This window comes from Thiomonas sp. DCM-2 (genome assembly GCF_056820905.1).
This window is the reverse complement of sequence record NZ_CM165962.1, coordinates 2,614,475-2,629,510: the sequence shown is the minus strand read 5'-3', so window position 1 is coordinate 2,629,510 and position 15,036 is coordinate 2,614,475. Positions and strand designations below refer to the sequence as shown.

Below are 15,036 nucleotides of genomic sequence, written 5' to 3'. Positions count from 1 at the left end.
TGAACGCAAGATGCCATACCGGAGAACGATCATGCGCCTGCACACCCGTCTTGCGATCCTGCCCCTGCTGACCCTGCCCGTCCTCGCATTGGGGGCGACGGTGCAGGTGCGCATCCAGGGCATGGACTTCCACCCGAGTGCGGTGACGGTTGCCCCCGGAACCACCGTGACCTGGACCAACGACGACAGTTTTGCCCACACCACGACCAGCGACACCAAACTGTGGGACTCGGGGCTGTTGCAGCCGGGTCAGTCGTACAGCCACACGTTCGACGAGGCCGGCAGCTACCCCTACCACTGCGCGGTGCACACCTTCATGACCGGGACGGTGACGGTGAAGTGAGCATCGGCACGCGGGGATGGGTTTCCTGCGCCCGCAGCAGCACCCACAGGCCTGACGCCAGCAGCAGCGCGGCGGTGAACCAGAACGCCGGGGCGATCAGCCCAGCGCCCTGGGCGATGGCGCCCAGCACCAGAGCGCCCAGGGCGTAGCCGGTGTCGCGCCAGTAGCGGTAGGCACCCAGCGCGGAGCTGCGCCAGTCCGGGTGCGCGATATCGGCCACCGCGGCAATCAAGTTGGGATAGAGCAGGGCCATGCCCACGCCCATGACCACGGCGGCGAGGATCCAAGCGACCCAGCCCGTCACCAGCGTGACCGCGCCCACGCCTGCTGCGAGCAGCCACAGCCCGGCGACGATGGTGGGCTTGCGGCCGATGCGGTCTGAAAGCGGCCCGGTCCACAGTTGCGAGGCGCCCCACACCAGGCCATAGACCCCGGTGATCCAGCCGATGCCGACCACGCTCAAGCCGTGGCCGTGCAGGTACAGCGGCCACAGCACCCACAGCAGGGTGTCGGCCACCTTGTTCGCCACCCCGGCCTGGCAGAGCGCGGAGAAGGTGCGGTGACGGAACGAGACGAAGGCGAAGACCTGCATCGCGGTGGGATGGGAGGACAAACCTTCGGCAAACCTTGGTTTGAAGCCCTGATGCTTGCCGTCAGCGTGCCGCTTGCTCTCGGCGCGCGCCCAGGGAAGTGTTTCGCGCACGAACACCAGCGCCGTGCCCAGCCCTGCGGCAATCACCAGCAGGGCAAAACCGAGCAGGGCCGGCCGCGGCCCGATGAGCTGCGCCAGATAACCCGTGACGATGCCTGCGGTGCCCACTGCGGCGTAGCCTGCGAACTCGTTGATGCCGGTGGCCAGACCCCGCTGCTCGGGCCGCGTGATGTCCACCTTGCTGGTCACGGTCATGCTCCAGGCAAATCCCTGGTGGATGCCGAGAAACACATTCGCTGCGACCACCCACCACCAGTTCGGCGCGAAGAAAACGAGCAGCGGAATGGGGATGGCCGCCAGCCAGCCCATGACCAGCACCGGCTTGCGCCCGATGCGCTCGGACAGCCGTCCGGCGACAAAATTGAGCAGGCCCTTGACCAGCCCGAAGGAGATGACAAAGCTCATCAGGTAGAGAAACGAGGACTTGGGCACGCCGAAATCCTGCTGCGCCACCACCGGCAGCACATTGCGCTCCATGCCGATCATCAGGCCGACGAAACCCACCTGCACCGCCTGCCAGATGAACTGGTGCAGATTGAGGCGGATGCCTTGCAGATGCGCTGGCGGCGCAGCAGAGGGAGATGCAGCGCGCATGGGGCGTCAGCGCGCAGCGCCATGCTGCAGCGGCAGCCCGGCCGCCTGCCACTCGGGCACGCCCTCGGCGATCTTGCGGGCGCGAAAGCCGCGCTGCAGCAGCAGCTTGACCGCCGCGTCGGACATCACGCAAAACGGCCCGCGGCAATAGGCGACGATGTCCTTGTCACGCGGCAGCTCGCGCAGTCGGGCTTCCAGATCCGGCAAGGGAAGCGAGCGCGCCTCGGGCAGATGCGCGGCGCGGTACTCGGCCTCGGGGCGCACGTCGATCAGCACCGCTTCGCCGCTGCGCACCTTGTCGAGCAGGCTCTGGCTGTGCTCTCCAGGGTGAGGCGCTCGGGGCCGGAGAACAGCCGCTGCATCACCACCTGCAGATCGGCCACATGCGCTTCGGCCACGCTGCGCAGCGCCACCCACAGCGCCGCCACATCGGCGCCGCTGACGCGGTAGATGCGGCTCTTGCCGTCCTGCCGGACCTGCACCAGATGCGCCCCCTTGAGCACGCGCAGATGCGCGCTGGCCAGCTTGATGTCGATGGCAGCCTCGCGTGCCAGCACGTCAACCGACTTTTCTGCCTGCGCCAGGATTTCCAGCAACTCCAGACGCTTGGGGCTGGACACAGCCCGCCCGATGCGGGCGACCTGCTCGTAGAGATGATTCTTGAGTTCGCGTGGGTTCATGCACAATACTCTAACGATCATTAGAACATTTGGCACGGGAGTTTTCCCGAACGGCAGGTGCGCGGTTCAGTGGCGACTCAAAGCACCACCTTGACCAGCGGATGCGAAGTCAGCGCGAGGTACAGCGCGTCGAGCTGGGCGCGGCTGGTGGCGCGGATGGTGCAGGTGCAGCTCAGGTAGTTGCGCCCGCTGGAGGGGCGCAGTTCCATGCTGGCGGGGTCGAAGTCGGGCGCGTGCTGCAGCACGACCTCGGCGATGGCGTTGGCAAAGCCGTCGACATTGGCGCCCATGATCTTGATGGGAAAGTTGCTCGGGTAGTCGATCAGACTTTGCTCTGGCGGGATGGGGGGCAGGGAGTTCATGGCGTGCTGTCAGGGGCAGGTCTTGTGCAATTATCCGGGTTCATCCTCTGGGGCGAGCAAGACTGCATCCCTAACATAAGGCAACACTGAACAAGTCTCTTGCGCCTGCGCATCCGGCCTGCGGGCGGTCTGCGACGTTGCACATCCTCGCCATAGCTTGGGCTATGGCTGTGGTGTGCGCCTTGCATCCCATCCCGCCGCCCGGCGCGCATCATCACAAGGACTTATTCAGTGTTGCCATCAGTGCATTCGAATGCGCACATTTCGTGCTGTGCGCCACAGCCCTCCCTGCCCATCATGCCTTTTCCCCATCAGAATGAAATGGCCGCGCTGCGCACGCAGCTCGGCGCCGACATCGTCGGCCAGACCGCGCTGCTCGACCGGCTGGTCATCGGGCTGCTCACCGGCGGGCATCTGCTGCTCGAAGGGCTGCCCGGTCTGGCCAAGACCACGGCGGTCAAGGCGCTGGCCAGCCGGGTGCATGCCAGTTTCCAGCGGGTGCAGTTCACCCCCGATCTGCTGCCCGGCGACCTCACCGGCACCGAGGTGTTCAACCCGGCCGATGGCAGCGTGCGCTTCGTGCGCGGCCCGCTGTTTCACGACATCGTGCTGGCCGACGAGATCAACCGCGCCCCGGCCAAAGTGCAGTCCGCGCTGCTCGAAGCCATGCAGGAGCGCCAGATCACCGTCGGCGGGGTGACGCATGCGCTGCCGCCGCTGTTTCTGGTGCTGGCCACGCAAAACCCGCTGGAACAAGCCGGCACCTACGCCCTGCCCGAGGCGCAGCTCGATCGCTTTCTGCTCCATGTACGGCTGGACTATCCGGCGGCGGACGAGGAACTGCGCATCCTGCAGATGCATCTGCAGGCCAGCGACCCGGCGCGTGCCATCGGACAGCCGCCGTCTGCACAGGCGATCGATGCGGGTGCGGTGCTGGCCGCGCGGCAGGAGGTGCTGCAGGTGCATGTGGCCGAGAGTCTGCAGCGGGCCATCGTCGATCTGGTGCGTGCCACCCGGGCGCCGCAGCAGCGTGTGCCGCGGCTGGCCGGCACCGTGGCCGCCGGAGCGTCGCCGCGCGCCGTGCTGGCGCTGGCGCATGTCGCGCGGGCGCTGGCCTACTTACGCGGACGCGACTTCGTGCTGCCCGACGACCTGATCGCGCTGGCGCCCGATGTGCTTCGGCACCGCATCGTGCTGTCGCTCGACGCCGGGCTGAAGGACGTCAGCAGCGACGCGCTGATCGCCGAGCTGCTGGCGGCAACCGTCTGGCCCTGAACCTGACGCCGATTCATCCGCCGTGCTGTCCGACCTGTTGCATCAACCCGCCGCAACGCGGCCCGCCGCGCGGCCTCTGCTGCGTGCCGAAGACGCTACTGCGTTGATCGCGCTGGCGCGCGGCCTGCGTGGCGCTCAGCCTGTGCAGCTCGTTGGCCAGCGCGCCGCGGGAGATGCTGCCGCGGTCTGGCGCGGCCGCGGGCTGGACTATCTGGAAAGCCGCGCGTATCAGCCTGGAGACGATCTGCGCGATCTGCACTGGCGGCTGCTCGCGCGCACCGGCAGGCCCTTCGTCAAGCTGCACCACGAGGAGCACGCTCCCGCCTGGCATGCGCTGCTCGACCTGAGCGCGCACATGGGCTTTGGCACCCGGTTGCGCACCAAGGCCGAGCAGGCCGCGCGCATGACGCTGCTGGCCGGAGCCGTGCACGCGCTCGCCGCCGAAGGCGCCGCCGGGACGATGGCGATCACCCTGTGGCGCTCGCCTGTGCAGACCGTCGATCTGGGGCGCGGGTTGAGCGCGGTGCGGCGGCTCGCGCGCATGCTGGAGCAGGAGGCCGTCGCGCCGCCCGCCGCGCAAGAGGGCGAAGCGGTGCAGGAGTCTGCCGCAGCGCTCGCCGTCTGGGCGCAGCGCCTGCGGCGGGCCTTGCCCGAGGGGTCGCGCGTGGTGTGCGTCACCGACGGCGCGCTCTGGGACACGCCGGAAATCGACGCCGCGCTGTGGGCGCTGCGCAGCCGCGCCGAGGTGGTGATGTTGCTGGTGCAGGACCCGGTGGAGCTGGCGCTGCCGAGCGTTGCGGCCATCGATGGAGCGCGCTTCGTCGATCTGGCGCAGCGGCAAGGCGGCGTGCTGCCGGATGCAGCCCCTGCGCGCGCAGCCTTTGCTGCGCAGGCAACGCAGCACCGCGCCGCGCTGCTGTCCCGCTGGCGTTCGCGCGGCCTGACCTGCATCGACTCGGGCGTGGCGCACGGCGACGCCGAGGTACTGCGCGCGTTGCGAGGCCGCTGACCGGTATGGACCGCATCGCCGCGCTGGCCGACATCATCCCGCCTGCTGCGCCGCCCGCGCCGCCGCCTGCAGCGTGGTGGCAGCAGCCCGTGGTGTGGCTGGTCGTGCTGGTCGCAGCCCTCGTCGTGCTCTGGGCGCTGCAGTGGCTGCGTCGCAGCCGCGGCTGGCGCGCGTTGCGCACCGCGGCGCGGCAGGCCGTGCTGCCGCAGACCGATCCATCGCAGGCCGCGTTGCGGCTGGCCGCAGCGCTGCGCACACAGTTGCCCGAGGCGAGCTGGCCGCCCGCATTGCGGCAGACGCTGAATGCGCTGCGCTTTGCCCTGCAGCCCAGCGCGCAGGCGCTGCAGCAGGTGGCCGCCGACATCGCCGCGGCGAGCGAGCAGGCCATCCGCATGGCCGGGTGGCGGCCCGGGCGGGCGCAGTCCGCGTTCATCGCTGCGCTGCATGCGGCTGCTGAACCGGCAGCCGTTGCACGGGAGCCGGCATGAACCCGTTTGCCGCATTCACCCAATTCGTCGCTGCGCTGCACTGGGCGCAGCCGCTGGCCCTGTTCGCGCTACCGCTGGCGCTGTTGCCGCTGCGCGCGGCCTGGCGCGGCGGCAAGGCGCAGACCACACACGGTGTGGAACTGCTGCATCCCGACCTGCACGGCCTGCTGCAGGCGCCGCTGCCGCGCCGCGCGCCGCGCTTGCCCGCGCTGCTGCGCGCAGCCGCAGTGGCCGCGTGCATCGTCGCGCTGGCGCAGCCGCAGCGTCTGGGCGCGTGGATCGCTGCCGCACCCGAGGGCCGCGACATCGTCGTGCTGCTCGACACCTCGCTGACCATGAGCCTGCACGATCTGCAGTGGGACGGCAAACCCGCCAGCCGCCTGGCGGTGGCGCAGCGGGTGTTTGCCGATTTCGCCCAGGCGCGCCGCGGCGACCGCTTTGCGCTGATCGCCTTCGGCAGCCATGCCGCCACGCTGCTGCCGCCGACCTTCGACGCGCGTCTGGCCGGGCAGATGGCGGGGCTGCTGAGCGTGGGCCAACTCGGGCAGAACACCGCGCTGGGCGATGCGATCGCGCTGGCGCTGCGGCAGGTGCGGCCGCGCCGCGGCCTGCACCCCATCGTCATCCTGTATTCCGACGGCGGCGACAGCAATGTCGGCAGCATCAGCCCGGCAGACGCGGTGGCGCTGGCGTGGCATCTCGGGGTGAGGATTTACTGCGTCGAGGTCGGCCACACCCCCGACCCTGGCCAGCCCTACACCGTGCCCGCCTACGCCGGGCCGCAGCCCGACATGCGGCTGATCGCGCAGGCCACCGGCGGCAGGTTCTACTTTGCCGCAAGCGCCGGCGCGCAGCAAGCCGCGGTGCGCGACATCGGCGCGCTCAACCCTCGACTGCATCCGCCGCCGACCCGCCGCGCGGCGCAGCCGCTCTATCTCTGGCCGCTGCTGCTCGGCGCGGCGCTGTGGCTGCTGGCCGAAGCGCTCGATGCGGCGGCCGGACGACGAAAGGGCAAGACATGAGTGCTCCGCACGGCCGATCCGGAGGAGCGCTCGACTCCCTCGGGGATGCGGTTGGACCAGCCAACACGCCTGCGCGGGTTCGCGCGCCAGCCGAATCCGAGCGGCTTGCTAGCCGCGAGGTGGGGGCGCGCGCAGCGCGGAGGGTTGTCCGATGAACGCGTGGACGTTGTGGTCGCAGCCGTGGAACTGGGCGCGGCCCTGGGCATTCGCGCTGCTGCTGGTGCCGCTGCTGCTCGCACTGTGGCGGCTGCGGCAGGCGCGGCGCCAGCGCGCGCTGGCGCTCGCGTATGCCGACGCCGAGCTGCTGCCCTACGCCACGCGGCTGACCCCGACCGCGACCACCCGCCGCGCGCTGGTGTTCGATGCGCTGCTGTGGCTGCTGCTGGCCTGCGCCGCAGCCGGGCCGCGGCAGGCGGAGTTCACCGATGCTGCGGGCGCGACGAGCGGGCACCGGGTCGCGGTGATGGTGCTGCTCGACGCCGGCGCGCAGGCGGCGCAGCAGACCGATGCCGCGATCAGCGCGCTCGAGCAAAGCCGCCTGCTGCTGGCTGCGCTGTGGCCGCGGCTGCAGGGCGAGCGCCTCGGGCTGATCGCCTACGGTGCGCCACGTCCGGGTGCGCCGCTGCAGGCGGCGCAGCTGCTGCCGCCGACCCGCGATGCGGCGATCTTCCGGCATTTCGCCGCATTGGCGCAGCCCGCGCTGTTCAGCGCAGACGGTCCAGGCGGGTCGCTGGACCAGGTGATCGCGCTGGCGCGGCAGCGCCTGGCGCAGCAGGCCGAAGGCGAGCCGGGTGCGCTGCTGTTGCTCGCCGCAGGCGACGCGGTGCTCCCGAGCGACCTGGACGCGCAGGCGTTGGGCAAGACGCTGCGCGCCGCGCACCTGCCGGTTTTCGTGCTCGCCCTGCCCGGGCTAGACAGTGCGCAGGCGCAGGCGCTGCGCACTCTGGCTGCGGCAAGCGGCGGGGCGATGGCCGCAGCACAGACAGGACAAACCGACGGGGTGTGGACGCGGCTGTACGACCAGGGCATCGCCCGCATCCCGGTTGCCGGGCAAGGCAGCGCGCAGCACACGCAGTGGCGCGAGCTGTTCATGCTCTTTCTCGCCCCGGCGCTGGTGCTGATGCTATGGCGAGCAAGGCCGCGCCGCCAGCCGCGCGCAAAGGATGCGGCGCTGCTGGCGCTGGCGCTGCTCGCCGCGCTGCAGCTGCCACAGCCCGCACATGCGGAAGACGCCACGCCGCAGCAGGCTTGGGCCGCGTGGCAGGCCGGAGACATGGCCCGCGCGCAGGCGGTCTACGCGGCGCTGCCAGGTTTCGACGCGCGCATCGGCGAGGGCGACGCCGCGTATCGCCGCGGGCAGTTCCAGCAGGCCGCGCAGGCCTTCCACCGCGCGCTGCTGCGCGCCGACACCCCGGCACAGCGCTTTGCCGCGTTCTACAACCTGGGCAATGCGCTGATGCACCTGCCGGGCAAGATGCTGGAGGCGGTGCAGGCGTATGACGCCGCGCTGCGCATCCGCCCGGACGACGCCAACGCGCTGCGCAACGCCCGGCTGGCGCGGCGGCAATATGAGATCGACCACCCGGAAGCGGCGCTGGTGGGCATCGCCAAGCGGGCGCCTGCAATCCACCATTCGCGTTTCGGGCAGCAGACCTCGGATACGCCGTCGCAACTGCGGCACAAGCCGCCGCCGCAGGCCTCCGCCCCGCTGCAGGCCGGCACGCCGCTGGCGGCACGCGGGGGGCTGGCGCAGACCGCGCAGGCGCCGCTGCAGGCCGCCGCTGCGTGGCAGCCGCCCGTGCTCGACTGGGCCGCGGCAGACAAGCGCATGCAACTGCTGCAGGACGCCACGCAGGCGCTGTGGCAGCAGCGCGCCGACATCGACACCCGCGCCGCGCGCGATGCGGCCTCAGCGACAGGTGTGCGGCGATGAAGGGGCGCCTGGTCTTGGCTGCCGTGCTGATGCTGTGCGCCGCAGCAGCCTCGGCGCAAAGCCTGCAGTGCACCGTCGGCCCGCAACCCGCTGTGCTCGGGCAGCCGCTCACCTGGACCGTCACCGCGCGTGACCTGAAGCAGCCGCTTCCCGTGTTCACCCCGGCGCAGTTCGCCCCGGACTGGCTGCTGCAGGGCCAGCAGGGCGAGAGCGGCAGCGATGGTGCGGGGCACAGCACGCAGTCGTCCGCCCTGACCCTCTACCCGCTGCGTGCCGGGGTGCTGCCGCTTCCTGCGGTGCAGGTGGGCAGCCTCGCCTGCGCGGCGCAGACCGTGCGTGTGGCTGACGCCGCGCCGGGCGAGGCGCCGCTGCAATGGCGCACCCGCATCGACCCGGCGCAGCCGGTGCGGCTGCAGGCGGTGCGCGTCGAGCTGCAGGTGGCCGGCGGCGGCAATCTGGTGTGGGACACGCCGCAGGCGCGCAGCGCGCAGGCGGTGCTCACCCCGCTCGCCAGCGACACCCGCAGCGAGACGGTGGACGGCCAGCGGCAACTGGTGCAGGTGTTCGCCTGGAACCTGCTGCCGTTGCAGTCCGGGCCGGTCACGGTGGACTTCGGCCTGGTGCGCGCGCACGCCTTCGGCCAGCTGCGCGTTTACGCGCCGCCGCCGTTGCGCTTCACCGTCGCGGCGCTGCCGCTCTGGTGGCCCGCCGACGGTCTGGTCGGCAAGCCGCAGGTGCAGACCCTGCAGGCCAGCCGCGCGCTGCAACTCGGGCAGACCGGGGTGTGGCGGCTGCGCATCGCGGCTGCCGGGCTGGACCGCGCGCAGGTGCTGCGCGTGATGCAGGCATGGCAGGCGCAGGTCGGCAGCGGACTGCGGATCGTCGATCTGCAACTGCGCCGCGGTGCCGAGGGCGATGCGCCAGATGCAGGCGATGCGGCATGGGAGGTCAGCGTGTTTTTCCAGCCGACGCGGGGCGGGCGCTTGGCCCCGCCTGCGCTGCGGCTGGACTATTTCGACCCGCGCAGCGCGCTGCCCGCAGTGGTGTGGCATGCGCTGCCGCCGGTTGCGGTGCGTGATCCGCGCCCGCTGCGCGTGCTGCTCGCGGTCGGCGGCGTGCTCGCGCTGGTCGGCGCGCTCGCGGCGCTGCGCTGGGCCGTGTGCTGCCTGCGCGGTCGCGCGCGGCTGCACCGCGCCTTGCTGCGCCTGGCCGAGGCCGACGGCGCCGACGCGCTGCGCCGCGCGTGGCTGACGCTGCCGCCTGGCGCACTGCCGCATCCGGCGCCGACGCTCGCCGCCTGGCTGCACGCCGCGGCAGCGCAGGACGATGCCGAGTTGCGCGCTGTGGCGACCGCGCTGCAGACCCGGCTGTACGCCGCGCCGCCTGCGGCGCAGGCGGCCGATGCGCCGTCTGCGAGCCGACTCGCGCGCCGCCTGCGCCGCCGCTTTACGGCTTGCGGGACATGGCGGTGACCGTGTCGGCGCCGTCGATTTTCTGCGCGCTGAACAGCACCGTGTCGCCCACCTTCAAGCCGTCGAGCAGGGCCTTGTCCTTGACGCGGTAGACCATGGTCATCGCGGGCATGTCGGCGATGGCGCCGTGGCGCAGGGTGATCTTGCCCTGCGCCAGGTCGATTTTGCGCACCAGCCCCTCGGCCTGATGCGCGCCGTCCGTGCCGGCAGCTTCGCGCTGCATCATCTGCATGTGCTGCGCCATGCCCTGCGAGGTGGAATGGTCGTGGTCGGCATGGCTTTCGGCGGCAAGCGCGGGGGCGGCGAGCGCGGCGGCGCAGGCGAGGATGGCGAGGGTTTGCATCGTGCGGTTCATCGGGTTCTCCTTGGGTTGACGGAAAATCAATGCTGATGGTCGTGGCCGGGCTTGCGCACGTCCACGGTGGCTGCGGTCGGCTGGGGTTCGCCGGGGTCGGTGACCACCGGCGGCAGCCCGGTGCTGACCTCATGCGCCTGTGTGCCCGGTGGCATGCGGTACCAGCCGGGGTCGCGGTAATCGCCGGGCGCGAGGTTGTCGCGCACCTTGAGCACGCTGAACATGCCGCCCATCTCGATCGCGCCGTACGGGCCGCGCCCGGTCATCATCGGCAGGGTGTTGTCGGGTAGCGGCATCTCCATGTCGCCCATCTCGGCCATGCCCTTGCTGCCCATGGCCATGTAGTCGGGCAGCAGCTTTTGCAGCGCCGGGGTGAGGTCGTCTTGCGGCACGCCGATCATCGTCGGCACGTTGTGCCCCATCGCGTTCATGGTGTGGTGCGATTTGTGGCAGTGGAACGCCCAGTCGCCCGGGTTGTCGGCGACGAACTCGATCGCGCGCATCTGCCCGACTGCTACGTCCACGGTCACCTCGGGCCAGCGCGCGGCCCGCGGCACCCAGCCGCCGTCGGTGCCAGCGACTTCGAACACATGGCCGTGCAGGTGGATCGGATGGTTGGTCATGGTGAGGTTGCCCATGCGGATGCGCACCCGCTCGCCGGTGCGCGCCACCAGCGGCGCGATGCCGGGAAACGCCCGGCTGTTCCAGGTCCAGAGGTTGAAGTCCAGCATGGTGTTGACCCGCGGCACGCTGCTGCCGGGGTCGATGTCGTAGGCGTTGATCAGAAACGCGTAGTCGCGGTCGACCGCGTGCTGGCGCGGGTTTTTCGGGTGGACGATGAACAGGCCCATTGCGCCCATCGCCATCTGCACCATGTCGTCGGCATGCGGGTGGTACATGAAGGTGCCGCTTTTGCGCAGCACGAATTCGTAAACGAAGGTCTGCCCGGGCGCGATCTGCGGCTGTGTCAGCCCACCGACGCCGTCCATGCCGCAGGGCAGAATCAGCCCGTGCCAGTGGATGGTGGTGTGCTCGGGCAGCTTGTTGGTGATGAACAGCCGCACGCGGTCGCCCTCGACCGCCTCGAGGGTCGGGCCGGGGCTGGAACCGTTGTACCCCCACAGCCGCGCGGTCATGCCGGGTGCGATTTCGCGCACCACGGGTTCGGCGACGAGATGGAATTCCTTGACCCCGTCCTTCATGCGAAACGGCAGACTCCAGCCGTTCAAGGTGACGACCGGGTTGTAGGGTCGGCCCGCGGATGGGTGCAGCGGCGCGGCGGTGTCGGCGCTTGCGTGGCCGTGCGGCTCGGGTGCGGCGGAAAGCGCGTTGCGGCTGGCCGCGCCTGCGGCGAGCAGCGCCGCGGCGGTGCCGAGGAAATGACGTCGGGTGTTCATGCGAGAGTCCTTTGAGGGGTGGGCTTCAATGGCCTGCGGCGGTGGGGGCGGCACTGGCGGTTGCGGCGTCGGGCGCGGCTGCTGCGCCAAGATCGACGCCGAGCCGCGCGGCCTGCCAGACGGCGTCGGCGAGCCAGTAGTCGCGCTGCGCGGCGATCGCCGCGCGCACCGCCTGCACCTGTGTCTGCGCTGCGGCAACGAGTTGGAAGGTGCCGATCAGCATGCCGTTGTAGCGAAGCTGGCTTTCGTCCAGCACGGTCTGCGCCAGCGGCACGATGTTGTCCTGCGTGATGCGCTGTTGCTGCCAGGCGCTGCGGCGCAGGGCGTCGGCTTCGCGCAGTTGCGAGGCGGCGTCTTGTGCCGTGGCGAGCGCGCGGTTGCGCGCGGCCAGCACCGCGTCGGCCGCAGCGCTGCGGCGGGCATCGCCCGGGTCGAATACCGGCAGCGGCAGGCTGAGGTCGAAGCCGTTTTGCGCGGGAGCGTCGCTGTAGGTTTTGCGCACGCCGCCCACCTCCACATGGTCGATCAGGCTGGTGTTGCGCACCAGTGCTGCGGCCTGCGCCTGCGCGTCGAACTCGGCACGGGCGAGCTGCACGTCCAGCCGGGCGTGGAGCGCGGCCTGCAGCGGCCCGGCCGTGGGTGCAGGCAGTTCTGCCGGCGGCTTGGGCAGTTGCGTGGGCAGCACGAGGTGTGTGGCCTGTTCGGGCGACAGCCCCAGCGCCCGCACCAGGGCTTCGCGCGTTTGCGTTGCGGCCAGTTCGGCGCGGTTCAGGCTGAGCTGGCTGTCGGCGGCGAACAGGCCTTGCTGTGCGGCGTCGAGCCTGGTGAAGTTGCCGGCCTGCTGCATGCGGGCAGCCAGCGTCGCGGTGGCCTGTGCGGCGCCGACCACGTCGCGGTCATAGGCCGCAATCTGTTGCGCGGCGACGGCCCGCACCCAGGCCATGCGCGCCTGCGCGGCAAGGCGCAGAACCTCGCTGGCCAGACGCAGGCGCAGCTGCTCCTGCCGCGCCGTGTCGATGCGCGCACGGGTGGGCTGGGTGAGGAGGTCGAGCAGGGCGATGCTCAGGCTGCGGGTGATCTCCACCCCGCCCCCGCCGATGAGCAGACGCTCGAAGCTGAACAAGGGGTTGGTCAGCCGCGCGCCCTGGGTGGACGCGGCGGAATCGACCTGCGCCTGCGCGAGCAATGCCTGCAGCGCCGGGCTGCCGAGCACGGCAATGCGCACGGCGTCGTCGGCGGCGAGCGGCTGGCGCAGCAGCGCGTCGATCTGCGTCTGGGCCTGCTGGCGCTGGGCTTGATCGCGCTGCAGTTGCAGCGGCGCCCCGGTCTGGGGTTGGGTCAGGGCATTGGCCGCCTGCAGCGACTGCCGGGTCTGCAGCGGCGCGCATGCCGCCAGAAAGACCGCTGCAGCCAGAGGGGCGAGCCGCCGTGTTCGCAGGAGCACCTGCGGTCTGGGTGGGTTCCACATGAAAGGACTCCTCATTCGAGCCGCGACAGCGCGCGGCAACACGATGCGCAGCGCCGGGCTTGCGGCCCGCGCTGCAACCGGGAATCAAACGAGGGTCAGGCTCTGGGAGGGCGCTGCAGAGTGCGCGGATCGGCGCTGTGCCAGGCGGTATTGGCCACCTGCGGGCAGGCGTGCTGCGCCACACTTGCCATCAGCAGACTCAGTGCCGGTGGCTGGCCCACAGCAAGATGGCAGATCACGCAGTGCTGGTGGTCGTGGGAGCCGCAATCTGCGGCGGACGGGTCATGGCACGCCATCGTCGTCATGTCCATTGTTGCCATGTCACCCCTGTCACCCATTTGGTGCAGATGCTGCTGCATGGGCTGCGGCGCCACGCGGGCAATGCAATCGCCCGCGGCCATGCTGACCTGCGCCCAGCCGCGCAGGGGCAGCAGCACCAGCAGCAGGATAAGAACGGGACGCAGCAAGGCAGACATGTGAAGGAGTTTAAACGGAGCTCTGGAGTAGGGGCTGTAGGCGAATCGCGCAAGCCCCTGCGGGGTGCGGGGAAAAATGCAGAGCCGTGTGATGGACGCGTCCAAAATCCGCTCAGGCCTTTGGGTTGCATCAATAATGGGGCGGCAGTTCGTCGAACAGGCTGGGTGGGCTGGACGACGGCTCTTCCGTGCGCTGGCGCTGCAACTGGGCCACCTCGCGCATCAAGTGCGCAATCTGGGTCTGCTGCCGGGCCACCAGCCCGTTGAGTGTGTCGAGCAGGTCTTCCGCAAAGCCGAATTTCTCTTCCAGGCGGATCAGACGGGCATCGATTTCAGAATCAGTTGGCGCAGGACGCATGGCGGTGCAAGGGCGAGGGTGAGAGGCGACATTGGAGCAAATTCCCGTCCGCCGTGGTGCGGTCGGTTCGGCGCCTGCGGAGAGCCGATGTTGCCGCCCGACAGCCGGAACTTTCCGGCATTAGCACTCTCTACTTCCGAGTGCTAATATTGAAACAGAACAGGAGATTTCCATCCATGACCCACACTCAGTCTGCCGCACTTGCCCTGCGCCCGGCCCAGGTTGATGGCGCGTTTCCGCTCACCCTGCCCAGCCTGGGCAATCTCGACGCCTACATCAGCGCGGTCAACCGTCTGCCGATGCTCAGCGCCGAGGAAGAGTCGCGCCTGGCGCACAGCTGGCGCGAGCAGGGCGACAAGGACGCTGCCGGAAAGCTGGTGCTCTCGCACCTGCGGCTGGTGGTGTCCACGGCGCGGCAATATCTGGGTTACGGCCTGCCGCATGCCGACCTCATTCAAGAGGGCAATATCGGCCTGATGAAGGCGGTCAAGCGCTTCGATCCGTCGCACGGCGTGCGGCTGGTGAGCTATGCGCTGCACTGGATCAAGGCCGAGATCCACGAATACATCCTGCGCAACTGGCGGCTGGTGAAGGTGGCCACGACCAAATCGCAGCGCAAGCTGTTTTTCAACCTGCGCTCGATGAAGACGGCCAATGCCGGCATGAACGACGCGCAGATCGACGACATGGCCAAGGCCCTGCAGGTCAAGCGCGAAGATGTCATCGAGATGGAAAGCCGCATGGGCGGTGCCGACATCGCGCTCGACCCGACTGTGGAAGACGGCGAAGAGAATTACGCGCCGATTGCCTATCTGGCCGACAGCAGCCAGGAGCCGGTGGCCGTGCTCGAGGCACGCAGCCATGACCGTCTGCAGGTCGAGGGTCTGGAGAGTGCGCTCGAACAGCTCGATGCCCGCAGCCGCGCCATCGTGGAACAGCGCTGGCTGCAGGTGGCCGACGACGGCAGCGGCGGAAAGACCCTGCACGATCTCGCTGCCGAATACGGTGTGTCCGCCGAGCGCATCCGCCAGATCGAAGTGGCGGCGATGAAAAAGATGCGCAAGTCGCTGGCCGCGTTCGCCTGAGAACCCG

Annotated in this window: 15 protein-coding genes and 1 pseudogene; 8 read left to right on the top strand and 8 right to left on the bottom strand. The window is 70.1% G+C overall.

Annotated features, from left to right (window positions below; all coding sequences use genetic code 11):
• Positions 1-31: 31 nt before the first annotated feature.
• The gene (locus AC1ZQA_RS12730; RefSeq protein WP_482677230.1) at positions 32-343 is read left to right on the top strand and encodes a cupredoxin domain-containing protein; all 312 of its coding nucleotides are present in this window, start codon (positions 32-34) and stop codon (positions 341-343) included.
• On the opposite strand, the gene AC1ZQA_RS12725 is transcribed toward AC1ZQA_RS12730, so the two are convergent.
• The 3 genes and pseudogenes from AC1ZQA_RS12725 to AC1ZQA_RS12715 all read right to left on the bottom strand — a co-directional run bounded on the left by AC1ZQA_RS12725 (position 315) and on the right by AC1ZQA_RS12715 (position 2,691).
• The gene (locus AC1ZQA_RS12725; protein WP_482677229.1) at positions 315-1,649 is read right to left on the bottom strand and encodes an MFS transporter; all 1,335 of its coding nucleotides are present in this window, start codon (positions 1,647-1,649) and stop codon (positions 315-317) included. The genes AC1ZQA_RS12730 and AC1ZQA_RS12725 overlap by 29 nt on opposite strands.
• A 6-nt stretch (positions 1,650-1,655) precedes the next feature.
• Positions 1,656-2,329 (bottom strand): annotated as a pseudogene (locus tag AC1ZQA_RS12720) (ArsR/SmtB family transcription factor).
• Positions 2,330-2,406: 77 nt separating this feature from the next.
• Positions 2,407-2,691 carry a YbeD family protein gene (locus AC1ZQA_RS12715; RefSeq protein ID WP_482677228.1) on the bottom strand — a complete coding sequence of 95 codons (285 nt, stop codon included), beginning with the start codon at positions 2,689-2,691 and terminating at the stop codon, positions 2,407-2,409.
• 297 nt (positions 2,692-2,988) lie between these two features.
• Between AC1ZQA_RS12715 and AC1ZQA_RS12710 the strand changes: the two genes are divergently transcribed.
• The 6 genes from AC1ZQA_RS12710 (at position 2,989) to AC1ZQA_RS12685 (ending at position 9,890) form a co-directional block, all read left to right on the top strand.
• Positions 2,989-3,966, top strand: coding sequence for an AAA family ATPase (locus AC1ZQA_RS12710; protein ID WP_482677227.1), 978 nt, complete (start codon positions 2,989-2,991; stop codon positions 3,964-3,966).
• Between the two features lie 22 nt (positions 3,967-3,988).
• On the top strand, positions 3,989-4,975 hold the full coding sequence (locus AC1ZQA_RS12705) for a DUF58 domain-containing protein (protein WP_482677226.1): 987 nt from the start codon (positions 3,989-3,991) through the stop codon (positions 4,973-4,975).
• 5 nt (positions 4,976-4,980) lie between these two features.
• On the top strand, positions 4,981-5,463 hold the full coding sequence (locus tag AC1ZQA_RS12700) for a hypothetical protein (protein ID WP_482677225.1): 483 nt from the start codon (positions 4,981-4,983) through the stop codon (positions 5,461-5,463).
• A complete protein-coding gene (locus tag AC1ZQA_RS12695) occupies positions 5,460-6,485 on the top strand; it encodes a VWA domain-containing protein (protein WP_482677224.1) in 1,026 nt (341 codons plus the stop codon). The genes AC1ZQA_RS12700 and AC1ZQA_RS12695 overlap by 4 nt, the downstream gene beginning before the upstream one ends.
• 151 nt (positions 6,486-6,636) lie before the next feature.
• Positions 6,637-8,418, top strand: a complete 1,782-nt coding sequence (locus tag AC1ZQA_RS12690) for a tetratricopeptide repeat protein (RefSeq protein WP_482677223.1) — start codon at positions 6,637-6,639, stop codon at positions 8,416-8,418.
• Positions 8,415-9,890: a hypothetical protein gene (locus AC1ZQA_RS12685; protein WP_482677222.1), complete on the top strand. Its 1,476-nt coding sequence runs from the start codon at positions 8,415-8,417 to the stop codon at positions 9,888-9,890. Before AC1ZQA_RS12690 ends, AC1ZQA_RS12685 begins: the two co-directional genes overlap by 4 nt.
• Here AC1ZQA_RS12685 and AC1ZQA_RS12680 read toward each other — a convergent pair.
• The 5 genes from AC1ZQA_RS12680 to AC1ZQA_RS12660 all read right to left on the bottom strand — a co-directional run bounded on the left by AC1ZQA_RS12680 (position 9,865) and on the right by AC1ZQA_RS12660 (position 13,944).
• The gene (locus AC1ZQA_RS12680; RefSeq protein ID WP_482677221.1) at positions 9,865-10,245 is read right to left on the bottom strand and encodes a copper-binding protein; all 381 of its coding nucleotides are present in this window, start codon (positions 10,243-10,245) and stop codon (positions 9,865-9,867) included. The genes AC1ZQA_RS12685 and AC1ZQA_RS12680 overlap by 26 nt on opposite strands.
• Before the next feature lie 26 nt (positions 10,246-10,271).
• Entirely contained in the window at positions 10,272-11,642 is a 1,371-nt protein-coding gene (locus tag AC1ZQA_RS12675) for a multicopper oxidase family protein (protein ID WP_482677220.1), read from the bottom strand.
• 25 nt (positions 11,643-11,667) lie between these two features.
• Positions 11,668-13,110, bottom strand: a complete 1,443-nt coding sequence (locus tag AC1ZQA_RS12670) for a TolC family protein (protein WP_482677219.1) — start codon at positions 13,108-13,110, stop codon at positions 11,668-11,670.
• Positions 13,111-13,205: 95 nt separating this feature from the next.
• Positions 13,206-13,586 (bottom strand): hypothetical protein, encoded by a 381-nt coding sequence (locus AC1ZQA_RS12665; protein WP_482677218.1) that lies wholly within the window; start codon positions 13,584-13,586, stop codon positions 13,206-13,208.
• A gap of 130 nt (positions 13,587-13,716) precedes the next feature.
• On the bottom strand, positions 13,717-13,944 hold the full coding sequence (locus AC1ZQA_RS12660) for a SlyX family protein (RefSeq protein WP_482677217.1): 228 nt from the start codon (positions 13,942-13,944) through the stop codon (positions 13,717-13,719).
• Positions 13,945-14,120: 176 nt separating this feature from the next.
• Here AC1ZQA_RS12660 and rpoH point away from each other — a divergent pair, with 176 nt between their 5' ends.
• Positions 14,121-15,029, top strand: coding sequence for an RNA polymerase sigma factor RpoH (gene rpoH / locus AC1ZQA_RS12655; RefSeq protein ID WP_482677216.1), 909 nt, complete (start codon positions 14,121-14,123; stop codon positions 15,027-15,029).
• Positions 15,030-15,036 lie beyond the last annotated feature (7 nt).